The sequence below is a fragment of the Deefgea rivuli DSM 18356 genome (genome assembly GCF_000620145.1).
GTDB lineage: Bacteria > Pseudomonadota > Gammaproteobacteria > Burkholderiales > Chitinibacteraceae > Deefgea > Deefgea rivuli.
Map to the genome: position 1 here is coordinate 70,395 of NZ_JHVM01000003.1, position 18,911 is coordinate 89,305.

The 18,911-nt window shown below is 48.1% G+C and carries 19 protein-coding genes; 18 read left to right on the top strand and 1 reads right to left on the bottom strand.

Annotation, left to right across the window (positions count from 1 at the left end; all coding sequences use genetic code 11):
• Nucleotides 1-47 precede the first annotated feature (47 nt).
• From Q320_RS0100330 to Q320_RS17855, 18 genes are all read left to right on the top strand, one after another.
• Nucleotides 48-2,855: a 2-oxoglutarate dehydrogenase E1 component gene (locus Q320_RS0100330; protein ID WP_027467337.1), complete on the top strand. Its 2,808-nt coding sequence runs from the start codon at nt 48-50 to the stop codon at nt 2,853-2,855.
• A 77-nt stretch (nt 2,856-2,932) separates the two neighbouring features.
• The gene (odhB, locus tag Q320_RS0100335; RefSeq protein WP_027467338.1) at nt 2,933-4,126 is read left to right on the top strand and encodes a 2-oxoglutarate dehydrogenase complex dihydrolipoyllysine-residue succinyltransferase; all 1,194 of its coding nucleotides are present in this window, start codon (nt 2,933-2,935) and stop codon (nt 4,124-4,126) included.
• Between the two features lie 81 nt (nt 4,127-4,207).
• Nucleotides 4,208-5,641 (top strand): dihydrolipoyl dehydrogenase, encoded by a 1,434-nt coding sequence (gene lpdA, locus Q320_RS0100340; RefSeq protein WP_027467339.1) that lies wholly within the window; start codon nt 4,208-4,210, stop codon nt 5,639-5,641.
• A 199-nt stretch (nt 5,642-5,840) separates the two neighbouring features.
• Nucleotides 5,841-7,010 (top strand): ADP-forming succinate--CoA ligase subunit beta, encoded by a 1,170-nt coding sequence (gene sucC, locus Q320_RS0100345; protein WP_027467340.1) that lies wholly within the window; start codon nt 5,841-5,843, stop codon nt 7,008-7,010.
• A 21-nt stretch (nt 7,011-7,031) separates the two neighbouring features.
• The gene (gene sucD, locus Q320_RS0100350; protein ID WP_027467341.1) at nt 7,032-7,916 is read left to right on the top strand and encodes a succinate--CoA ligase subunit alpha; all 885 of its coding nucleotides are present in this window, start codon (nt 7,032-7,034) and stop codon (nt 7,914-7,916) included.
• Nucleotides 7,917-8,080: 164 nt separating this feature from the next.
• Entirely contained in the window at nt 8,081-8,851 is a 771-nt protein-coding gene (locus Q320_RS0100355; protein WP_035851545.1) for a substrate-binding periplasmic protein, read from the top strand.
• A gap of 105 nt (nt 8,852-8,956) precedes the next feature.
• A complete protein-coding gene (locus Q320_RS0100360; RefSeq protein ID WP_027467343.1) occupies nt 8,957-9,256 on the top strand; it encodes an ElaB/YgaM/YqjD family protein in 300 nt (99 codons plus the stop codon).
• Nucleotides 9,257-9,634 (top strand): phage holin family protein, encoded by a 378-nt coding sequence (locus Q320_RS0100365; RefSeq protein WP_027467344.1) that lies wholly within the window; start codon nt 9,257-9,259, stop codon nt 9,632-9,634.
• 13 nt (nt 9,635-9,647) lie between these two features.
• Complete coding sequence (locus Q320_RS0100370) at nt 9,648-9,911, top strand: hypothetical protein (protein WP_027467345.1); 264 nt, start codon at nt 9,648-9,650, stop codon at nt 9,909-9,911.
• Between the two features lie 50 nt (nt 9,912-9,961).
• Nucleotides 9,962-10,840, top strand: a complete 879-nt coding sequence (cysM, locus tag Q320_RS0100375; RefSeq protein ID WP_027467346.1) for a cysteine synthase CysM — start codon at nt 9,962-9,964, stop codon at nt 10,838-10,840.
• Nucleotides 10,837-11,121 carry a SemiSWEET transporter gene (locus Q320_RS0100380; protein WP_027467347.1) on the top strand — a complete coding sequence of 95 codons (285 nt, stop codon included), beginning with the start codon at nt 10,837-10,839 and terminating at the stop codon, nt 11,119-11,121. The genes cysM and Q320_RS0100380 overlap by 4 nt, the downstream gene beginning before the upstream one ends.
• Nucleotides 11,118-11,990: a 3',5'-nucleoside bisphosphate phosphatase gene (locus Q320_RS0100385; protein ID WP_027467348.1), complete on the top strand. Its 873-nt coding sequence runs from the start codon at nt 11,118-11,120 to the stop codon at nt 11,988-11,990. Before Q320_RS0100380 ends, Q320_RS0100385 begins: the two co-directional genes overlap by 4 nt.
• Nucleotides 11,991-12,040: 50 nt before the next feature.
• On the top strand, nt 12,041-12,664 hold the full coding sequence (locus Q320_RS0100390) for an L-threonylcarbamoyladenylate synthase (protein ID WP_027467349.1): 624 nt from the start codon (nt 12,041-12,043) through the stop codon (nt 12,662-12,664).
• Between the two features lie 25 nt (nt 12,665-12,689).
• A complete protein-coding gene (locus Q320_RS0100395) occupies nt 12,690-13,334 on the top strand; it encodes a site-2 protease family protein (RefSeq protein WP_027467350.1) in 645 nt (214 codons plus the stop codon).
• A 9-nt stretch (nt 13,335-13,343) separates the two neighbouring features.
• Nucleotides 13,344-13,703 (top strand): hypothetical protein, encoded by a 360-nt coding sequence (locus Q320_RS17845; protein WP_051534342.1) that lies wholly within the window; start codon nt 13,344-13,346, stop codon nt 13,701-13,703.
• Nucleotides 13,700-14,521 carry a segregation and condensation protein A gene (locus Q320_RS0100405; RefSeq protein WP_027467351.1) on the top strand — a complete coding sequence of 274 codons (822 nt, stop codon included), beginning with the start codon at nt 13,700-13,702 and terminating at the stop codon, nt 14,519-14,521. Before Q320_RS17845 ends, Q320_RS0100405 begins: the two co-directional genes overlap by 4 nt.
• A gap of 111 nt (nt 14,522-14,632) precedes the next feature.
• Nucleotides 14,633-15,166, top strand: a complete 534-nt coding sequence (scpB, locus tag Q320_RS17850; protein WP_035851549.1) for an SMC-Scp complex subunit ScpB — start codon at nt 14,633-14,635, stop codon at nt 15,164-15,166.
• A gap of 126 nt (nt 15,167-15,292) precedes the next feature.
• Nucleotides 15,293-17,845: a bifunctional diguanylate cyclase/phosphodiesterase gene (locus Q320_RS17855; protein ID WP_051534343.1), complete on the top strand. Its 2,553-nt coding sequence runs from the start codon at nt 15,293-15,295 to the stop codon at nt 17,843-17,845.
• Nucleotides 17,846-17,888: 43 nt separating this feature from the next.
• Here the strand turns inward: Q320_RS17855 and mltB are convergent, their stop codons facing one another.
• Nucleotides 17,889-18,905: a lytic murein transglycosylase B gene (gene mltB / locus Q320_RS0100420; RefSeq protein WP_027467352.1), complete on the bottom strand. Its 1,017-nt coding sequence runs from the start codon at nt 18,903-18,905 to the stop codon at nt 17,889-17,891.
• Nucleotides 18,906-18,911 lie beyond the last annotated feature (6 nt).

The window sequence follows — 18,911 nt, forward strand, 5'->3', positions numbered from 1 at the left end:
GGCCTTGCTGCTTGCAGCGAGGCGGATAAAAACTGGAATACACGGCAATGATGAAAGAACTAGAAACGAATTCTCAGCTATTTGGTGGGAATGCTCCGTTCGTAGAAGATCTTTACGAACAATATTTATTTGACCCGACTTCGGTTGCTGCCGAATGGCGTGCTTATTTCGATAAGCTGCAAATGACCCCAGGCTCAGTAGTGCGTGATATCGCACGTGCGCCGATTGAAGAGTCATTCCGTCAGTTGGCTAAACAGCCGATTCGCGCTGCGGGCGTGATCGACGAAGTCGCGATTGAGCGCCAAGTGAACTTGCTGCGTTTGATTTCGGCTTACCGCATTATGGGTAGTCGTGGCGCTCAGCTTGATCCATTAGAAAGAATGGATCGAGAACCAATGCCGCAATTGGATCCAAAAACGCACAACCTATCCGATAGCGATATGGCGGTGAAATTGGGGACTAATATTGTTGGCCTTGAGCGCGCAACACCGGCTGAAGTATTGAGCTTTTTAAAGCAAACCTATTGCGGCAATATTGGCTTGGAATACATGCACGTTACCAACGCGGAAGAGCGCGCTTGGGTGCAAGAATTCTTTGAATCGCGTCGCTCGCAACCGAGCTTTAACGTTGAAGAGAAAAAACGCATTCTGAAGCAAGTCACTGCGGCAGAAACGTTAGAGCAATACCTGCATAAAAAATACGTCGGTCAAAAACGCTTCTCTCTCGAAGGCGGCGATTCGATGATCCCTGCTGTGGATTATCTGGCGCAAGCAGCGGGAGCGGCTGGCGTGCAAGAAATCGTCATCGGTATGGCGCATCGTGGCCGTCTGAATATGCTAGTGAATATTCTTGGCAAACAACCACGTGATTTGTTTGGCGAGTTTGAAGGTCGTTACGACACATCGCTGGCTTCGGGTGATGTGAAATACCATATGGGCTTTAGCTCGGACATTCCAACTGCGGGCGGCCCATTGCATTTGACTTTGGCGTTTAACCCATCGCATTTGGAAATCGTGAATCCAGTGGTTGAAGGTTCAGTCCGTGCGCGTCAACATCGCCGTAAAGATTTGACTGGCGCGCAAGTGTTGCCGCTGCTGATTCACGGTGATTCTGCGTTTATTGGTTTGGGTACCAACCAAGGTACGTTTAATCTGTCGCAAACTCGTGGCTATGGCACGGGCGGTACAGTGCATTTGGTGATTAACAACCAAGTGGGCTTTACCACATCGGATATTCGCGACAATCGCTCGACGATTTACAGTACCGACATCGCCAAAATGGTTGAAGCGCCGATTTTCCATGTGAATGGCGATGATCCAGAAGCCGTCTGTTTGGTGACCGATGCAGCGTTAAAATACCGTCAATTGTTTAAGAAAGACGTCGTTATTGATCTGGTTTGCTACCGCAAGCACGGCCACAACGAAGCGGATGATCCATTTGTAACGCAACCGATGATGTACCGCCAAGTGGCGAAGCATCCAGGTGCGCGTCGCAAATATGCTGATCGTTTGATCGCTGAAGGCGTCGTGACTGCGGCAGAAGCCGATGGCATGATTCAAGCGTATCGCGATGCTCTGGATCGCGGTGAGCATGTTGAAAAAACGACGCTCACTGATTACAAGCGTTCACACGCGATTGATTGGAGCAAATACCTCGGTACTCACTGGCGTCAGCCCGTCGTGACTGCGGTACCACAAGCTGATTTGGCGCGCTTGACTGACAAATTCACCGCAATCCCTGAAGGTTTCAAACTGCGTGCCAACGTAGAAAAAATCATCAAGGAACGTAAAGCAATGGTTGCCGGCGAAGTGCCAGTGGACTTCGGTATGGCCGAACATTTGGCTTACGCAACGCTATTGACTGAAGGTCATGGCGTGCGCTTGTCGGGTGAAGATTCAGGCCGTGGTACCTTCAATCACCGTCATGCAGTTTTACACGATCAAAATCGTGAGAAATGGGATCACGGCGTTCACGTTCCATTGCAAAACCTGTCGGATAATCAAGCGCCGTTCCGCGTGATCGATTCGATCTTGAACGAAGAAGCGGTATTGGCGTTTGAATACGGTTATGCCTGCTCTGAGCCGAATGAATTGGTGATTTGGGAAGCGCAATTTGGTGACTTTGCCAATGGCGCACAAGTCGTAATCGACCAGTTTATTACTTCCGGCGAAACCAAATGGGGCCGTTTGTGCGGTCTGACGATGATCTTGCCGCACGGTTACGATGGTCAAGGTCCTGAGCATTCTTCTGCACGTGTTGAGCGTTACTTGCAAATGTGTGCTGAGCACAATATTCAAGTGTTGATGCTGTCTGAAGCGGCGCAAATGTACCATGCGCTGCGTCGTCAAATGCTACGTCCTTATCGCAAGCCGTTGATTATCATCATGAGCAAAAAGCTCTTGAAAGCGAAAAATGCGGCCAGCCCAATTGAGCAATTCACGACTGGCGAATTCCGCTCAGTGATTGGTGAAGCGCAAGAATTGGATGCCAAAAAAGTAAAACGCGTGATCTGCTGTTCAGGTCAGGTGTACTACGATCTATTGGCAGGACGTGCCGAGCGCGAGATCAAAGACATTGCGATTGTGCGGATCGAGCAGCTTTATCCATTCCCAGCGGATGAGCTTAAAGCTGAATTGAGCAAATTCCCGAACGCAAAAGAAATTATGTGGGCACAAGAAGAGCCACGTAACCAAGGCGCTTGGCATCAATTGCGTCATCGTTTGGAAGATGTACTCGAAAGCAAGCAAACATTGCAATACACAGGCCGTCCATCGTCAGCTTCACCGGCCGTAGGTTATATGAGCAAGCACAATGCACAGCTCAAAGCCTTGGTTGAAGAAGCGATGAAACTGTAAATCCAACGCGGCGCGCATCGGGTGATGCGCGCTGAGTCTTGTTGAGTCACGACGCCAAAAGAACTCTGGAGATAAAAATGATTGTAGAAGTCCTAGTACCGCAACTGCCTGAATCTGTGTCTGAAGCGACGCTTGTTTCTTGGAAGAAAAAAGTCGGCGAAGCTGTTGCTCGCGACGAAAATCTGATTGATCTTGAAACCGATAAAGTGGTTTTAGAAATCCCTGCACAGCAAGCCGGTGTATTGGTTGAAATCGTTGAGCAAGATGGTGCGACTGTTGGTAGCTTGCAAGTGATTGCACGTATCGACACGACTGCCGTAGCTCAAGCCGCACCTGCGGCAGCACCTGCCGCTGTAGCTTCTTCAGCAGCAGCTCCAGTTGCGGCGGCCTCCGCTGCAGTGGGCATGCCAGCTGCGAAAAAACTTGCAGCCGATGCGGGTGTCAATCTTGCTGATGTTGCCGGTACTGGCCGCGATGGGCGTGTTCTGAAAGAAGACGTACAAAATCACCTGAGCAAACCAACTGCTGCGCCTGTTGCTACAGCAGCGCCAGTTGCTGCTCCAATTGGTGCTCGCGCTGAGCAACGTGTACCGATGAGCCGCTTGCGCGCTCGCGTTGCTGAACGTCTGCTGGAATCACAGCAAACCAATGCCATCCTGACTACGTTCAATGAAGTGAACATGAAACCAGTGATGGACTTGCGTAATAAATACAAAGACAAATTTGAAAAAGAGCACGGCGTTAAGTTGGGCTTTATGGGTTTCTTTGTTAAAGCTGTTGTTGCTGCACTGAAAAAATACCCAATCGTGAATGCATCGGTAGATGGCAAAGACATCGTGTACCACGGTTACTTTGACATCGGTGTAGCAGTCGGTAGCCCACGTGGTTTGGTCGTGCCAATTATTCGCAATGCCGATCAATTGTCTTTGGCGGATATCGAAAAAACCATCGCTGACTTCGGCAAACGCGCACAAGAAGGCAAATTGGGCGTTGAAGAATTGACGGGTGGTACGTACACGATTTCTAACGGCGGCACGTTTGGTTCGATGATGTCGACGCCAATCATCAACCCACCGCAATCTGCGATCTTGGGTATGCACGCTACGAAAGAGCGCGCAATGGTGGTGAATGGTGAAATCGTTGCCTTGCCGATGATGTACCTCGCACAATCTTACGATCACCGCATCATTGATGGTCGCGAAGCGGTTCTGGCTTTGGTGGCGATTAAAGATGCGATTGAAGATCCAGCTCGCTTGTTGCTAGATTTGTAATATTCATGGGTATATGGTGCTAGGCCATATATCCAAATGTTTGCATTGAAATACCCTTATGGGTTAAAGATGGAATTTAAAATGTCGAAATCTTTTGACGTTGTCGTGATTGGTGCTGGCCCTGGCGGCTATGTAGCAGCAATTCGTGCGGCACAGCTCGGTTTTAATACTGCGTGTATCGACGAATTTAAAAACAAAGAAGGCAAAGCATCGTTGGGCGGTACTTGCTTAAACGTAGGCTGCATCCCATCGAAAGCTTTGCTGGAATCATCAGAAAATGTCGAGCGCATCGAGCATAAATTTGCGGCGCACGGTATTACTGTTGAAGGCATGAAATTTGACGTTGGCACGATGTTGTCACGCAAAGACGGTATCGTGACCAAGCTGACGCAAGGGATTGCCTACTTGTTCAAAAAGAACAAAGTCGAAAGCTTGCACGGCCACGGCAAAATTATCGGCCGTGTTGGCGATGTGTGGCAGCTTGAAGTCGCCAATGGCGATCAAGTTGAAGTGGTTGAAGCCAAGCATGTGATTATCGCGACGGGCTCTACGCCGCGCCAATTGCCGCAAGCGCCAGTAGACAATGTTCTGGTTCTGGATAACGATGGCGCTTTGTCGATTCCAGCGATTCCAAAACGTCTGGGCGTCATCGGCGCTGGCGTGATTGGCCTAGAAATGGGCTCAGTCTGGAAACGTTTGGGTTCAGATGTAACGATTTTAGAAGGTGCACCGGGCTTCTTGCTGGCGGCTGACGAAGCAATTGCCAAAGAAGCACATAAGATTTTCACGAAAGATTTGGGTTTGAAAATCCAAACTAGCGTCAAAATCGGCGATATCACCAAGGGTGACAACGATGTTAGCGTTGCATTCGTTGATGCGGCTGGCGTGGCACACACCGAAGTGTTCGATAAATTGATCGTATCAATTGGTCGTTTGCCAAATACATGGAATCTAGCGGCTGAGACCGTGGGCTTGGCTTTGGACGAGCGTGGTTTTGTGAATGTCGATGGCGATTGTCGCACGAACCTGCCTAACGTTTGGGCGGTGGGCGATGTGGTGCGTGGCCCGATGTTGGCGCATAAAGCGTCAGAAGAGGGCGTTGCTGTGGCTGAGCGTATCGCTGGCCAGCATCCACACATCGATTTTAACAATGTGCCTTGGGTGATTTACACGAGTCCAGAAATGGCTTGGGTCGGTAAAACTGAGCAAACATTGAAAGCTGAAGGCATCGAATACAAGAAAGGCCAATTCCCATTTGGCCCGAATGGTCGTGCACTGGGTTTGGGTGAAACCGCGGGTTTCGTTAAAATGCTGGCTTGCGCGAAAACGGATCGTATTTTGGGCGTGCATATCATTGGCCCATTTGCTTCAGAATTGATTACTGAGGCGGTGGTGGCGATGGAATTTAACGCGTCAAGTGAAGATATCGCGCGCATCGTTCACGCGCATCCGTCATTGTCTGAGGCGATGCACGAAGCGGCGCTGGGCGTTGATAAGCGCGGCCTGCATTCGTAATTAAATAAGCAAAAGTTTTCTTGCATCGTTATCTCGTCTTGTCGTACTTGATGTACTGTCTGCGACGTCGATGCCTTGCCATAAAACTTTTGCACGATATTTATTTGTTGGCGGCTGTTGTTTGACAGCCTCCGGTGGTACCTAAAGAGGGTTACCTCAACCCTCGCTATAACACTCTCCTCAAAAAGGATTAATAGAGATGAATCTGCACGAATACCAAGCCAAGGAATTATTGGCTAAGTACGGTTTGCCAGTACAACGTGGCATTTTGGCGACAACTGGCGAAGAAGCGGCTGCGGCGTATGATGCGCTGGGCGGTAAATTTGCTGTTGTTAAAGCGCAAGTTCATGCCGGTGGCCGTGGTAAATCGGGTGGCGTCGTTGTGGTGAAAAGCCGCGAAGAAGCTGCTGCTGAAGCCACTCGTTTGATCGGCACTAACTTGGTGACTTACCAAACTGATGCGGACGGCCAGCCTGTTCACAGCGTATTGGTGTGCGAAGATATGTACCCAGTACAACGCGAGTTGTACCTTGGTGCCGTAGTGGATCGTGGTTCACAACGTATCGTATTTATGGTTTCAACCGAAGGTGGTGTTGAGATCGAGAAAGTGGCTGAAGAAACACCAGAAAAAATCATCAAAGTAACAGTTGATCCTTTGGTTGGCATGCAACCATTCCAAGCGCGTGAATGCGCGTTTGCATTGGGTCTGGAAGGCAAGCAAGTTACGCATTTCACTAAAATGATGTTGGGCGCGGCTGAAGCATTCATTGCTAACGACTTCGCTTTGTTCGAAATCAACCCATTGGCACTGCGTGAAAACGGCGAATTGTGCTGCGTGGACGCCAAAATCGGTTTGGATTCGAACGCTTTGTACCGTCATCCAGCATTGCTCGCACAGCGCGACAAATCACAAGAGAACGAGCGCGAAGTGAAAGCTTCTGAGTTCGAACTCAATTATGTGGCTTTGGAAGGCAATATCGGCTGCATGGTGAACGGCGCTGGTTTGGCTATGGCGACGATGGACATCATCAAACTCAAAGGTGGCCAACCGGCTAACTTCTTGGATGTGGGCGGCGGCGCAACGAAAGAACGCGTAATCGAAGCATTCAAATTGATCTTGGCTGATTCTTCAGTGCACGGCGTGTTGATCAACATCTTCGGTGGTATCGTGCGTTGCGATATGATCGCTGAAGCGATTATCGCCGCAGTAAAAGAAGTGAACGTGACTGTGCCTGTTGTGGTTCGTTTGGAAGGTAATAACGCTGAACTTGGCGCAAAAATCCTCGACGAATCTGGCTTGAAACTCGTTTCAGCTCAAGGCCTGAACGACGCAGCTGAGAAAATCGTTGCTGCTGTTGCAGCTTTGTAATCACGGCACAAAGGAAAAAAAATGAGCGTTTTAGTAAATAAAGACACCAAAGTGCTGGTGCAAGGCTTCACGGGTAAAAACGGTACTTTCCACGCTGAGCAAGCGTTGAAAGTAGGCACTAAAGTCGTTGGTGGTGTAACACCAGGTAAAGGTGGTTCAACTCACCTTGACTTGCCAGTGTTCAACACCATGCGCGATGCTGTGTCCCAAACTGGCGCGGATACGTCTGTTATCTACGTACCTGCTGCGTTTGCCAAAGATTCAATCTTGGAAGCCATTAGTGCTGGCGTTCAATTGATCGTTTGTATTACTGAAGGCGTGCCAACGATTGACATGCTGTACGTGAAAAAAGCGATTGATGAAGCGGGCATCCGTTTAATCGGTCCTAACTGCCCAGGTATCATCACGCCGGGCGAGTGCAAGATCGGTATTATGCCGTGGCACATCCACAATCCAGGCCGTATCGGTATCGTTTCACGTTCTGGTACATTGACTTACGAAGCAGTTGCACAAACAACAGCACTCGGTTTGGGTCAATCGACTTGTATCGGTATCGGTGGCGATCCTATCCCAGGCTTGAGCCATATCGACGCATTGAAACTGTTCCAAGATGATCCTGATACCGATGCCATCATCATGATCGGTGAGATCGGTGGTTCGGCTGAAGAAGAAGCGGCTGAATTTGCTAAGTCTTATGTGACTAAGCCAGTTGTGGGCTACATCGCCGGTGTGACTGCGCCAAAAGGTAAACGCATGGGCCACGCTGGTGCGATTATTTCTGGTGGTAAAGGCACTGCAGAAGAAAAATTCAAAGCGTTTGAACAAGCTGGCATCGCGTACACACGCAGCCCAGCTGAAATCGGTAAAACAATGTTTGAATTGCTGAAATCAAAAGGCATGATCTAAGCTTTTTAGATCAAAGTCTAAATCAAGCCACTCTTCGGAGTGGCTTTTTTATTGGCCGAGCTTGAACTGGCTCTCTGGCTTTTGAAGTGGGAAGTAAAGATAGACCTAGCTTCATTCTGGGCTATAAATTTTACAGACTCATCTGAAATCAAACGGGGGTGTTTATGCTAAAGCTGATCCAGTATTTCTTGCTAATTGCGCTGTTTACGCCGATTGCTCAGGCTGAAACCATTGTTATTAATGCTGAAGACGATTGGGCGCCATTCTCATCAATCAGTGCCAATAAGCAGGGCGCGGAAGGGCTTTCAGTGGATTTGGTGCGTGCCGCATTTGCTACCCAAGGAATCGAAGTGCGATTTATGCCGGTGCCTTTTGCACGGTGCCTGTATGAAGCCGAGCATGGTCAAGTCGTTGCTTGCTTTAATGCATCTAGAACAGAAGAAAACAAAGACAAGTTTCTTTGGCCTAGCCAACCTTTATTCACTGAAGGGTTATCGATTTTGGCTTTGAATGAGTCCAAATTGAAAAATCTCAGCCCAAAAGATTTAGAAGGTCACATTGTCGGCATCACCAATGGCTACACTTATCCAACGTCATTTATGAATAATAAGAAAATTATTAAGGATGTTTCGCGAACGGATGCGGTCCAGCTTAAAAAAATATTAGCAAAACGGATTGAGTATGGCGTGGTCAATACAACGCCTGCAACATTGATGATTAATGCAAACCCTGCGACTCGCGGAAAAATTAAAATTGTGGGGACCGTTGAACTTAGTCTTTTGTATTTGAATTTTTCTAAGAAGCACCCTGATGGTCAGCGTTTACTTGGTATTTTTGAAAAAGGCTTAAAAACGATTCAATCTAACGGCACTTATGCGCGCATTCAGCATGATTTTAATGTACGGCATGGCTTACTGCCACGAGCGGTAAAATAACGGTGAATTACAGTAGTATTTTTCAACTGTATATATTACCTGTGCAAGGCGAAGTTCTCCTGCTAGTATTGTCTTTCGATTTCCATATCTAATTAGGAGTTTCTTATGTCACAAGTTGAATCGGTGTTAATTGATGAAACCAAAGATGTTCTGCGTGAAACTGCTGAATTGATTGAGGCTGCAGCCAATGCAAGCCCCGAAGAATCAAAACGCATCTATGCCAAAATTGCAGAAAATCTGCAAGGCGCAAAACATCGCTTAGTTGAAATTGAGTCCGTTGCAGTAGAAAAGGCTAAAGTTGCAGCGAAAAAAACAGATGAATACGTGCAAGCTCATCCTTGGCAAGCCGTTGGTGTTGGCGCTGCTGTTGGTTTATTGATTGGCTTTTTGGCGGCGCGCCGCTAAATGAGTTCGACCATCCGTGATGCATTGGGTGGCCTTATCGCCACCCGTTTTTCATTATTTGGCCTTGAATTTCGCGACGAGCTTGATCGACTTGCGCTGATGATTGCATTTGCGATTGGGGCGGCATTTTTACTGGTGATGGCTTTAGGCTTTCTTGGGTTGAGCGTTTTATTTGGCTTTTGGGAGTATCGAATCGCCATTTGTGCTCTGTTTGCTGTGCTTCTTGCTGTGCTCGGCGGTTTTGCTTGGTGGAAACTCAATGCATTAATGACGTGTTTAAGCTCGCCTTTCCCATTAACCAGTGCAGAGTTTTCTCAAGATAAAAAACTAATCAATGCCGCATTTTCAGCGCCCGCTACTGATCGAGAATCGACCTAATGGAACCTAGTTAATGAACCCAATTCGCGAGCAAAAAAAACAGCAGCTGGTGTTTCGTTCGCAATTGCATCGTTTGCAGTTAGAAACCAAATTGCTTGAATCTAGACGGCCTTTAAGTATTGCCAGCTCCTTTATGGGAGGCATGGCTTCTTGGGGCTTCTTTACCAGAATGGCAGAAGGTTTGGGTGGTGTTCATCCAGCCTTAGGTCGCTTGGCACGAGGGGCTAAGTTTGTTAGCGTCTTGGTAGCAGTTGCTCGATTATTGCGTAACAAATAAACTCAATGCCATGGGCTTGCGTATAATCATGCGACCCATGGAGTGATAGTATGTTTAAGTATTTAGAAGATTTTGTCGGCAATACGCCGCTCGTTAAGCTCAAGCGAATCCCCGGTGAGACCAGCAATACAATTCTTGTGAAGCTAGAAGGTAATAATCCGGCAGGTTCTGTCAAAGATCGACCCGCACTGTCGATGATTCAGCATGCACAAAATCGGGGCGATATTCGTCCTGGCGACACCCTTATTGAAGCGACCAGCGGCAATACCGGTATCGCTTTGGCAATGGTTGCTGCGATGATGGGTTATCGCATGGTGCTGCTACTTCCCCAAAATTCGAGTATCGAACGCGTTCAAACGATGAAGGCGTACGGAGCAGAAGTGATTCTGACCGATGGTATGGAAGCTGCACGCGATCAAGCCGAAGCAATGGCCAAAGCAGGGCAGGGTTTGATTCTGGATCAATTCTCCAATCCTGATAATCCATTGGCGCATTACGAAACAACGGGTCCTGAAATTTGGCGCGATACGGCGGGAACGATCACCCATTTTGTTTCTAGCATGGGAACGACCGGTACGATTATGGGAACGCGGCGTTTTTTGAAAGAACAGAACGCGAACATTCAAATCATTGGCGTACAGCCTTGTGATGGTGCGCAGATTCCGGGTATTCGTAAATGGACGCCTGAATACGTGCCGGCGATTTGCAATTTTGATTTGATCGATCAAATGATGGAAGTGAACCAGCCTGATGCCGAAGAAATGACACGTCGATTGGCGCGTGAAGAAGGCATTTTTGCGGGGATTTCTTCCGGCGGTGCTTTGTGTGCCGCGCTGAAGTTATCACAAAAAGTTGAAAATGCAGTGATTGTCAGTATTGTTTGTGATCGCGGTGATCGTTATTTGTCGACTGGCGTTTTCCCGGCATGAGCCCTGCTTTAATTGAGATGTTGGGATTGCTCGCTGGCGGACTCACCACGTTTGCTTTTGTGCCGCAGGTGTATCAGGTGTGGAAAAGCAAATCGGCCAAAGATATTTCGCTAGGTATGTACAGTATTTTTGTTGCGGGCATTGCACTTTGGTTGGTGTATGGTGTTCTAGCCCAGTCACTACCTGTTGTTCTAGCTAATACCCTAACATTGATTTTGGCCAGCATGGTTTTGCTGATGAAAATCGTTTTTGATCGAAAAGATAAGCAGAAAAAACTATGACCCCCGTTGATTTGCACTGTCATTCGAATATTTCCGATGGCCTCTTGCCGCCTGATGAAGTGGTGCGTAAAGCGCATGCACGTGGCTGCCAATTACTCGCGCTGACTGATCATGACGATGTTCGCGGCCTACCATTAGCGCGGCAAACCGCTGCTGAATTAGGCTTGCAGTTTATCAATGGTGTTGAGATTTCAGTGAGCTGGGGTAAGCATACTTTGCATATCGTCGGCCTCGGTTTTGACGATCAGAATCCCGAGCTACTTGCTGGTTTAGCTAGCGTTCGCGCGGGGCGCGCCGAGCGGGCCGAACGGATGGCAGCGGGTTTAGAAAAACTCGGTATGACGGGCGTGCTGGAAGGCTCGCAAAAATTCGCCACTAATCCGGAAATGATTAGCCGTACGCACTTTGCGCGATTTTTGGTTGAATCGGGTCGTTGCAAAGACACCAAATCGGTGTTTAAAAAATACCTTGTGCGTGGGAAGCCGGGCTATGTCGAGCACGAATGGGCGCGTTTGCACGATGCGATTGATTGGATACGGGGTGCGGGTGGCGTGGCCGTTTTAGCGCATCCGAGCCGTTATGATTTGGGCAATGAAACGCTGCGCGTATTGCTGATTGAATTTCAGCGCATGGGCGGCGAGGCGATTGAAGTGGTTTCTGGCACGCATAGTATCGCCGATACTGCACGTTTTGGCCGTATAGCGCAAGATTTTGGCTATCTGTGCTCCAGCGGAACGGATTATCACGCTACCGGCGAAGGCTCGCGTGAGCCAGGCTTAAATGCCAACCTGCCGATTGGCTGTATGCCGGTCTGGGAGCGTTGGCTTAGTACTCCTTTAGTGGATGTATTGCCACCTAAGCTAAATTGAACAATGCCTGCAGAGCAATACTGGCAATTTAACGTTATTACTGGACAACAATGTCGCAATTTTTCTCGATTCATGCTGAGAATCCACAAGCCCGCCTCATTAAGCAAGCGGCCGATTTGATTCGTAAAGGCGGTTTGGTGGTATATCCCACCGATTCTTGCTATGCGATTGGCTGTGCTTTAGACAATAAAGATGGAATTGATCGAATTCGTAAAATTCGTCAGCTCGATGATAAACATCATTTTACTTTGGCCTGCCGCGATTTATCGCAGCTGGGTAATTACGCCAGAGTCGACAATCAAGCGTTCCGACTACTGAAAGCTGCCACGCCGGGCAGTTACACTTTTATTTTGCTCGCGACCAAAGAAGTGCCGCGCCGCGTGTCGCACCCGAAAAAACTGACCATCGGCCTGCGTGTACCCGATCATCCGGTGGCGCTGGCTTTGCTGGAAGAATTGGGTGAGCCTTTATTGTCGAGTTCCTTGCTGCTGCCGAATGAAGAATACCCAATGACTGATGCATGGGAAATTCGTGATCGACTAGAGCATGAAGTGGATCTGGTGATTGAAGGCGGCTATTGCGGCACCGACCCAACCACCGTGGTGGATTTGTCGGGTGATATGCCCGTGCTGATCCGTGAAGGCAAGGGCTCATTGGCCTTATTTAGTTTTTAAAGTTTAATTATTCGCCAAGGTCGATATGGAACTCAATACAGTACAAACAATTGCCATCTGGATTTTACCGGTTTTGTTTGCAATTACAGCGCATGAAGCGGCGCATGCTTATGCCGCCAAGAGGCTGGGTGATCCAACCGCATTTTTATTGGGTCGGATGACGTTTAATCCGATTAAACATATCGATCCAATTGGTACGGTTTTATTACCATTATTGTGCGTGATGTTGCCCGGTGGATTTTTATTTGGCTACGCTAAACCCGTTCCGGTCGATTTTCATCGCCTTAATAATCCAAAGCGAGATATGCGCTGGGTTGCCGCGGCAGGCCCGCTGGCTAATTTAGTGATGGCTTTTATTTGGGCCTTGTTGTTTCGATTTGCAACGGGCTCGCTCGATGGAAATGCTTTTCAATTGCCACTGGCTTTAATGGCGCAAGCGGGCATTCAAATTAATGTTGTGCTCATGGTTTTGAATTTATTGCCAATTCCACCATTGGATGGCGGGCGAATTATGATTTCTGTTTTGCCGCCGAATCTAGCGCGTACGTTTATGAAGATTGAACCGTATGGCTTTTTTATTCTGATTGGTTTACTGGTTAGTGGCTTGCTGAGCGTAATTTTAAGACCGCTGATGGCGATGGTGATGCGACTCATTCAAGTCGTTTTGTAGGGGGGCAATATGCGTGGCATTGTATTTCCAGTTATTCTGATTGTTATTGGTGCGGGATGGTTGCTTAATGAAATCAATTACTTTCCCAGCGTCAGTTGGATTGTCATTGTAGGTTTATTGGTCGCGGGTATTGCCGTGCTGGCGCTGGAAGGGGTAAACAAATCCACCATCGTGCTCGGTCCCATGTTGATTGCTGGCGCGATCACGACATTTTTACGTCAGCAGTACGGCTTGGCATTGTCGGTGCAATGGCCGGTCTTGCTGATGTTGTGCGGTTTTTTAATGTTATTGGCGCGCTCTAAGTTGATTGCACCTGCGCCGCCCAAACCTTGGGAAAAGCCGCAGTCATCATCGTCGCGACAGGAATGATTGCACTGATTGATGGTGCAGCGCTAGACACGATACCCGCCAGCCAAGTGCTGGCGCATGTGTTTGGCGAGCCGGTGCATCAATTTCCCCACGATTTATATATTCCGCCAGAAGCATTACGCGTTTTGCTGGATGAATTTGAAGGGCCGCTCGATTTGCTGCTCTATCTGATTCGTAAGCAAAATATCGACATCTTAGATATTCCGATGGCGCAAGTCACCAAGCAATACATGGCCTATGTACAGGCCATGGAGGCAAGCCACATCGAGCTTGCAGCCGAATACCTCTTAATGGCCGCGATGCTGATTGAAATCAAATCGCGACTTTTAGTGCCACGGCAGGCTGAAGTTGCTGATTTTGATGTCGAGCCAGAAGATCCCCGCACTGAGTTAATGCGTCGCCTGATTGAATATGAACAAATGAAACTTGCCGCACGGGCGCTCGATGCTTTGCCGCAAGCAGAGCGAGATTTTACATGGGTCAATGTGTGGTTTGAGGTGGATGCCGCCCAAGCTTTGCCAGAGGTTAATGGTGCCGACTTAAAAAATGCGTGGTTGGGTTTATTAGCACGCAATAAAAATCATCAGCATCACGTGATTGCGAACGAACAATTGTCCGTCCGTGCGCAAATGGCACATATCCTGCGCGTTATTGCGAATGGGCGTTATTACGAATTTAACGAATTATTTGACCAACTTAAAGGCATTCCTTTATTGGTTGTGACGTTTATTGCGCTACTTGAATTAGTGAAAGAGAAAGTGATTTCAGTCACGCAATACGAGCCTTTATCCCCGGTCTATGTGCAATTAATTCGTTAAGCAAAAACCTTCTAGCGTCGTTGCCTCGCCTTGCCGTACTCTATGTACTGTCTGCGGCTTCGCGCCTAGCTATAAGATTTTTACCCATTTAATTCGATTTGATGGTGAACAATGAATCAAGACGAATACTGCAAAATTATTGAAACCTTGCTTTTAGTGAGCCAAGAAGCGCTTACATTGCAGCAAATCAAAAAAATATTCCCTGAGGAATTAACTTCTGCATTTGTGCGGCAATGTTTTCAGCAAATTAGTTTGGATTGGCAAGATAAAGGCGTTGAATTGCTGGAATTAGCGAATGGCTGGCGTTTTCGCGCCAAACCCGAAATGCAAGTTTATTTAACGCGTTTAAATCCTGAAAAACCGCCGCGCTATAGTCGGGCGGTGATGGAAACTTTAGCGATTATTGCGTACAAGCAACCTGTCACTCGCGGTGAAATTGAAGAAATTCGTGGCGTTGCCGTATCGAGTCATATTATTCAATCCTTAAAAGACCGCGGTTGGCTGGATGTGGTCGGCCATAAAGAAGTGCCGGGACGGCCTGAGTTACTTGCTACCAATGCGAATTTTCTTGCCGATCTTGGCTTAAAAAACATGGCTGAATTGCCGTCTTTAGCTGAATTAAGTAGCGTTCTTTCCGCCGTTTAATACGGCGATCAGCGTAATGCATATCCTTTTGCAAAACGCCGTTGTTGGTAGTGCGTCGCATTTCACTACATCTTGTAGACATCCATAGTAGAAAAGCCTTATTTTGATGCTCGTCTTGTTTCAGTGATGCGCGCGATCTACATGGCTTTGCAGAATAAAAATCACTGTTTATTGGCGCTGGCATATACATTGGCGGTCGTGCTGGATCAATGTTTTATCTCTGGCGGCGCTTGGTTTGGCGCGTTCAACTCGCAATTAGGCGTTGCAGTCGTTGGCTTGCTATTGCTTGGCCTGCGCGCCACTCCTTATTTGTTGCCTGGCGCATTGCTGCTTGCGCTTTGGCAAACTCAAACGCTACCCCCGTGGTTGGCGATCTTGCTGGCACTGATCCATGTCGCACAGGCGCTGTGCGTATTTAGCTTATTGCCTTATTTTGCACCGAATCGTCAAATTCGTATTCGCGATAGTAATCGCCTCTTATTGGCTGGCCCTGTGGCGGGAAATGTATTATTCGCCAGCATCTTAGTGTTTCTCCAACAATATTTTCTACCGCAAGCCGATGTTTCAGCCGCATGGCTGATGGTGTGGTTGGCGCAATCGCTCAGTTTGCTGATTATCGTTCCAGGCGTGTATGCCATCCTAGGCGATCCAGGTGGAGTTAAGGCCAACTGGTTGATTGAATTAACCTTAGTCGTTTCCATCGCCGCCGCAGGTGGCATGCTGCTATTGCGCGGGCGTGATGCGCTGACTTTAGAAGCGGCTTATTTAATGTTTCCACTTTTGATTTGGTCATCTTTACGCTTAGGGCAAATGGGCAATAGCATTGTCGCGCTGATTATTTTTATGCTGGCCGGTACGCAATATGCTACGGGGCAAAGCTCGGTCACGTATATCAATAGCGTACTCATTTTGCTGGGCATTGCTTTGCAAACCGCAATATTTTTGACTGCATCGCACCGTGAAAATCGACTGGCCGTCAATGCCTCCAAAATGGCGGGAAAGATTTTTGATTACGCCAGCGAGGGGATTTTACTCACCGATGCCGATGCGAGAATCATCGCCACCAATCCGGCATTTAGCAAAATTACGGGCTTTTCCACTCAGGAAGCTATCGGCAAAACGTCGCGAATTTTCGGCACGCATCGTGGCCATTACTCGACTTTGCAAGCGACTCAGCTTGCCGCGCTACATTCATCAGGGCATTGGGAGGGCGAAGTACAAGATAAACGCCAAAATGGCGAGCTATATCCTGCATGGTTATCAATGAGCGCCGTACGCGATGAGCATGGGTATATCTCTAATTATGTCGGTGTTTTTTCTGATTACACCGCGCGCAAAGAGTCTGAGCAACGCATGCGCCATTTGGCGCAGCATGATGCTCTGACTGGCTTGCTCAATCGCAGTGGCTTACACGATGCATTAAATGCGGTTCTGGTGCGCGCTAGCACCAAATGCCGCTCTTTTGCCTTGCTGTTTATCGACTTGGATCGTTTTAAAACGATTAACGATACGCTAGGCCATGATGTGGGTGATGAACTACTAAAAATCGTCGCACATCGCTTACAGAGCCATCTAAAGCAACATGATACGGTGGCTCGGCTGGGTGGTGATGAATTTACCGTTTTGCTAGAAAACATCATTCACAACGAGCAAATCATTCAAGTTGCCGAGCGCATTCTGCAAGCATTGGGCGAAGTGTATTTAGTGAGTGGTCACGAATTGTTTGTGACTGGATCGATTGGAATCAGCCTTTATCCGCATGATGGCGGGCAGGCTGCACAGTTGATGAAAAATGCGGATATCGCCATGTATCGCGCCAAAGAGTTGGGCAAAAATACCTACCAGTTTTATTCAGTCGATATGAATGTAGCGCACCACGTCTCACACCTGAGCCTAGAAAATGCACTGCGCTACGCGCTGGAGCGCAAACAATTGCAACTGGTGTATCAGCCGCAATTTAATCTAGTCAGTGGCGAATTGGCGGGAATGGAGTGCTTAATTCGCTGGCATCATCCCGAGCTAGGTTTGATTTCCCCCGCAGAATTTATCCCGATTGCCGAAGAAAATGGTTTGATCGTCGCGATGGGTGAGTGGGTATTGAACGAAGCTTGCCATACAGCGCAACAATGGCGATTGGCTGGTTTAGATGTGCCGCGTATTGCGGTGAATTTGTCCGTCAGGCAATTTAAGCCCGTGTTACTGGTGAATCAAATCAAACAAGCGCTCACTGCCAGCGGTTTGCCCGCGCACTTGCTGGAACTCGAAGTAACTGAGAGTTTGATTATGAAGCGCGTGAACGAGGCGGTTGAGATTTTGCGTGAGCTGAAATTACTGGGAGTTCAATTGGCGATTGATGATTTTGGTACGGGTTATTCATCGCTTTCGCAGCTTAAAATTTTGCCGTTAGATACACTAAAAATTGATCGATCTTTTATTGAAGGGATTCCAAGCAATCAAGATGATGTCGTGATCGCTGAGACGATTATTATTTTGGCGCGCAAAATCGGCATGAGCGTGATTGCCGAAGGCATTGAGACGCAAGAGCAAATGCAGGCCTTGCAAGCGATGGGCTGTGATGTAGGGCAGGGCTATTTTTATAGCCGCCCGATACCCGCTTTGGAAATGCAGGCCTTACTCAAGCCAATACTGACAGGTAAAAATATATTGATTGAAGTATAGCGCTGTAGTGCTTATTGGGTAATGGCTACAGCGCTATACATCGCTATTTCTTTTTAGCTTTGCTGGCGATAGGCTTTAAATCATCACCACGCTGGAAAGCCGCTTGAATTTCATCGGCCAATTGCAGTACTGCGGTTGCGTACAAGGTGCTCTTGTTGTAACGCGTAATCACGTAGAAATTATTAAATCCCAAGAAATGTTGCGTAAAGCCCGGCTCAGTTTCGAGTGCAAACAATACCGCAGGCTGCTTGGTATTGATTTCAGAAATCGGCGCCACGCCTTTGGCGATCAATTCGTCGACGGTAAAGTGCAGATTGAATTTATCAGCTAATAAAGGCGCAGGATCGGCATTCATATTAACCGCAGTAAACGTGTCGCCTTGATCGATCCAGCCGTGTTTATTTAGGTAATTGGCGACTGAGGCCAGTGCATCACCGGGATTGTTCCAGATGTCGTGCCGGCCATCGCCATCCCAATCTTGCGCGTATTGGCGGAACGAAGAAGGCATAAATTGCGGCCAACCCATTGCGCCGGCGTAACTGCCTTTAAAGCTGGCAAAGTCTTGCTTTTCATCTCGTGCGAGCAAGAAAAACTCGGTCAATTCTTTTTGAAAGTAATCAGCGCGGCGTGGGTAATTAAACGCAATTGTGCTCAGCGCATCAACAATCCGAAACGAGCCGGTATACGCGCCGTAATTGGTTTCTGCACCCAAAATTGCCAGCATAACGGCTGGGGAAACTTGGTATTTCTTGCTGACTGCATCAACGAGCTCAGCATTATTGCGCCAAAATTTTGCGCCATTGTTAATGCGGGTTTTATTGACGAAATTGGCTTGAAATTCATGCCAAGGCCGACCCGTTGACGGCTTATCCAAAATCGTAATGATATTGCTTTTGGTCTGCGCGCTTTGCAGTGCGCTAGTTAGATATTCTTCGCTAAAACCATGCGTAGCGGCGGTGCTGCGGATGTATTCTTGTACATCAGGGCGGCTAATGAGTTCATCATCGGCCACCGCAAAGGTCGATACAGCGGCAAGGAGTGCGAGAGTGAGTTTTTTCATGGTGTC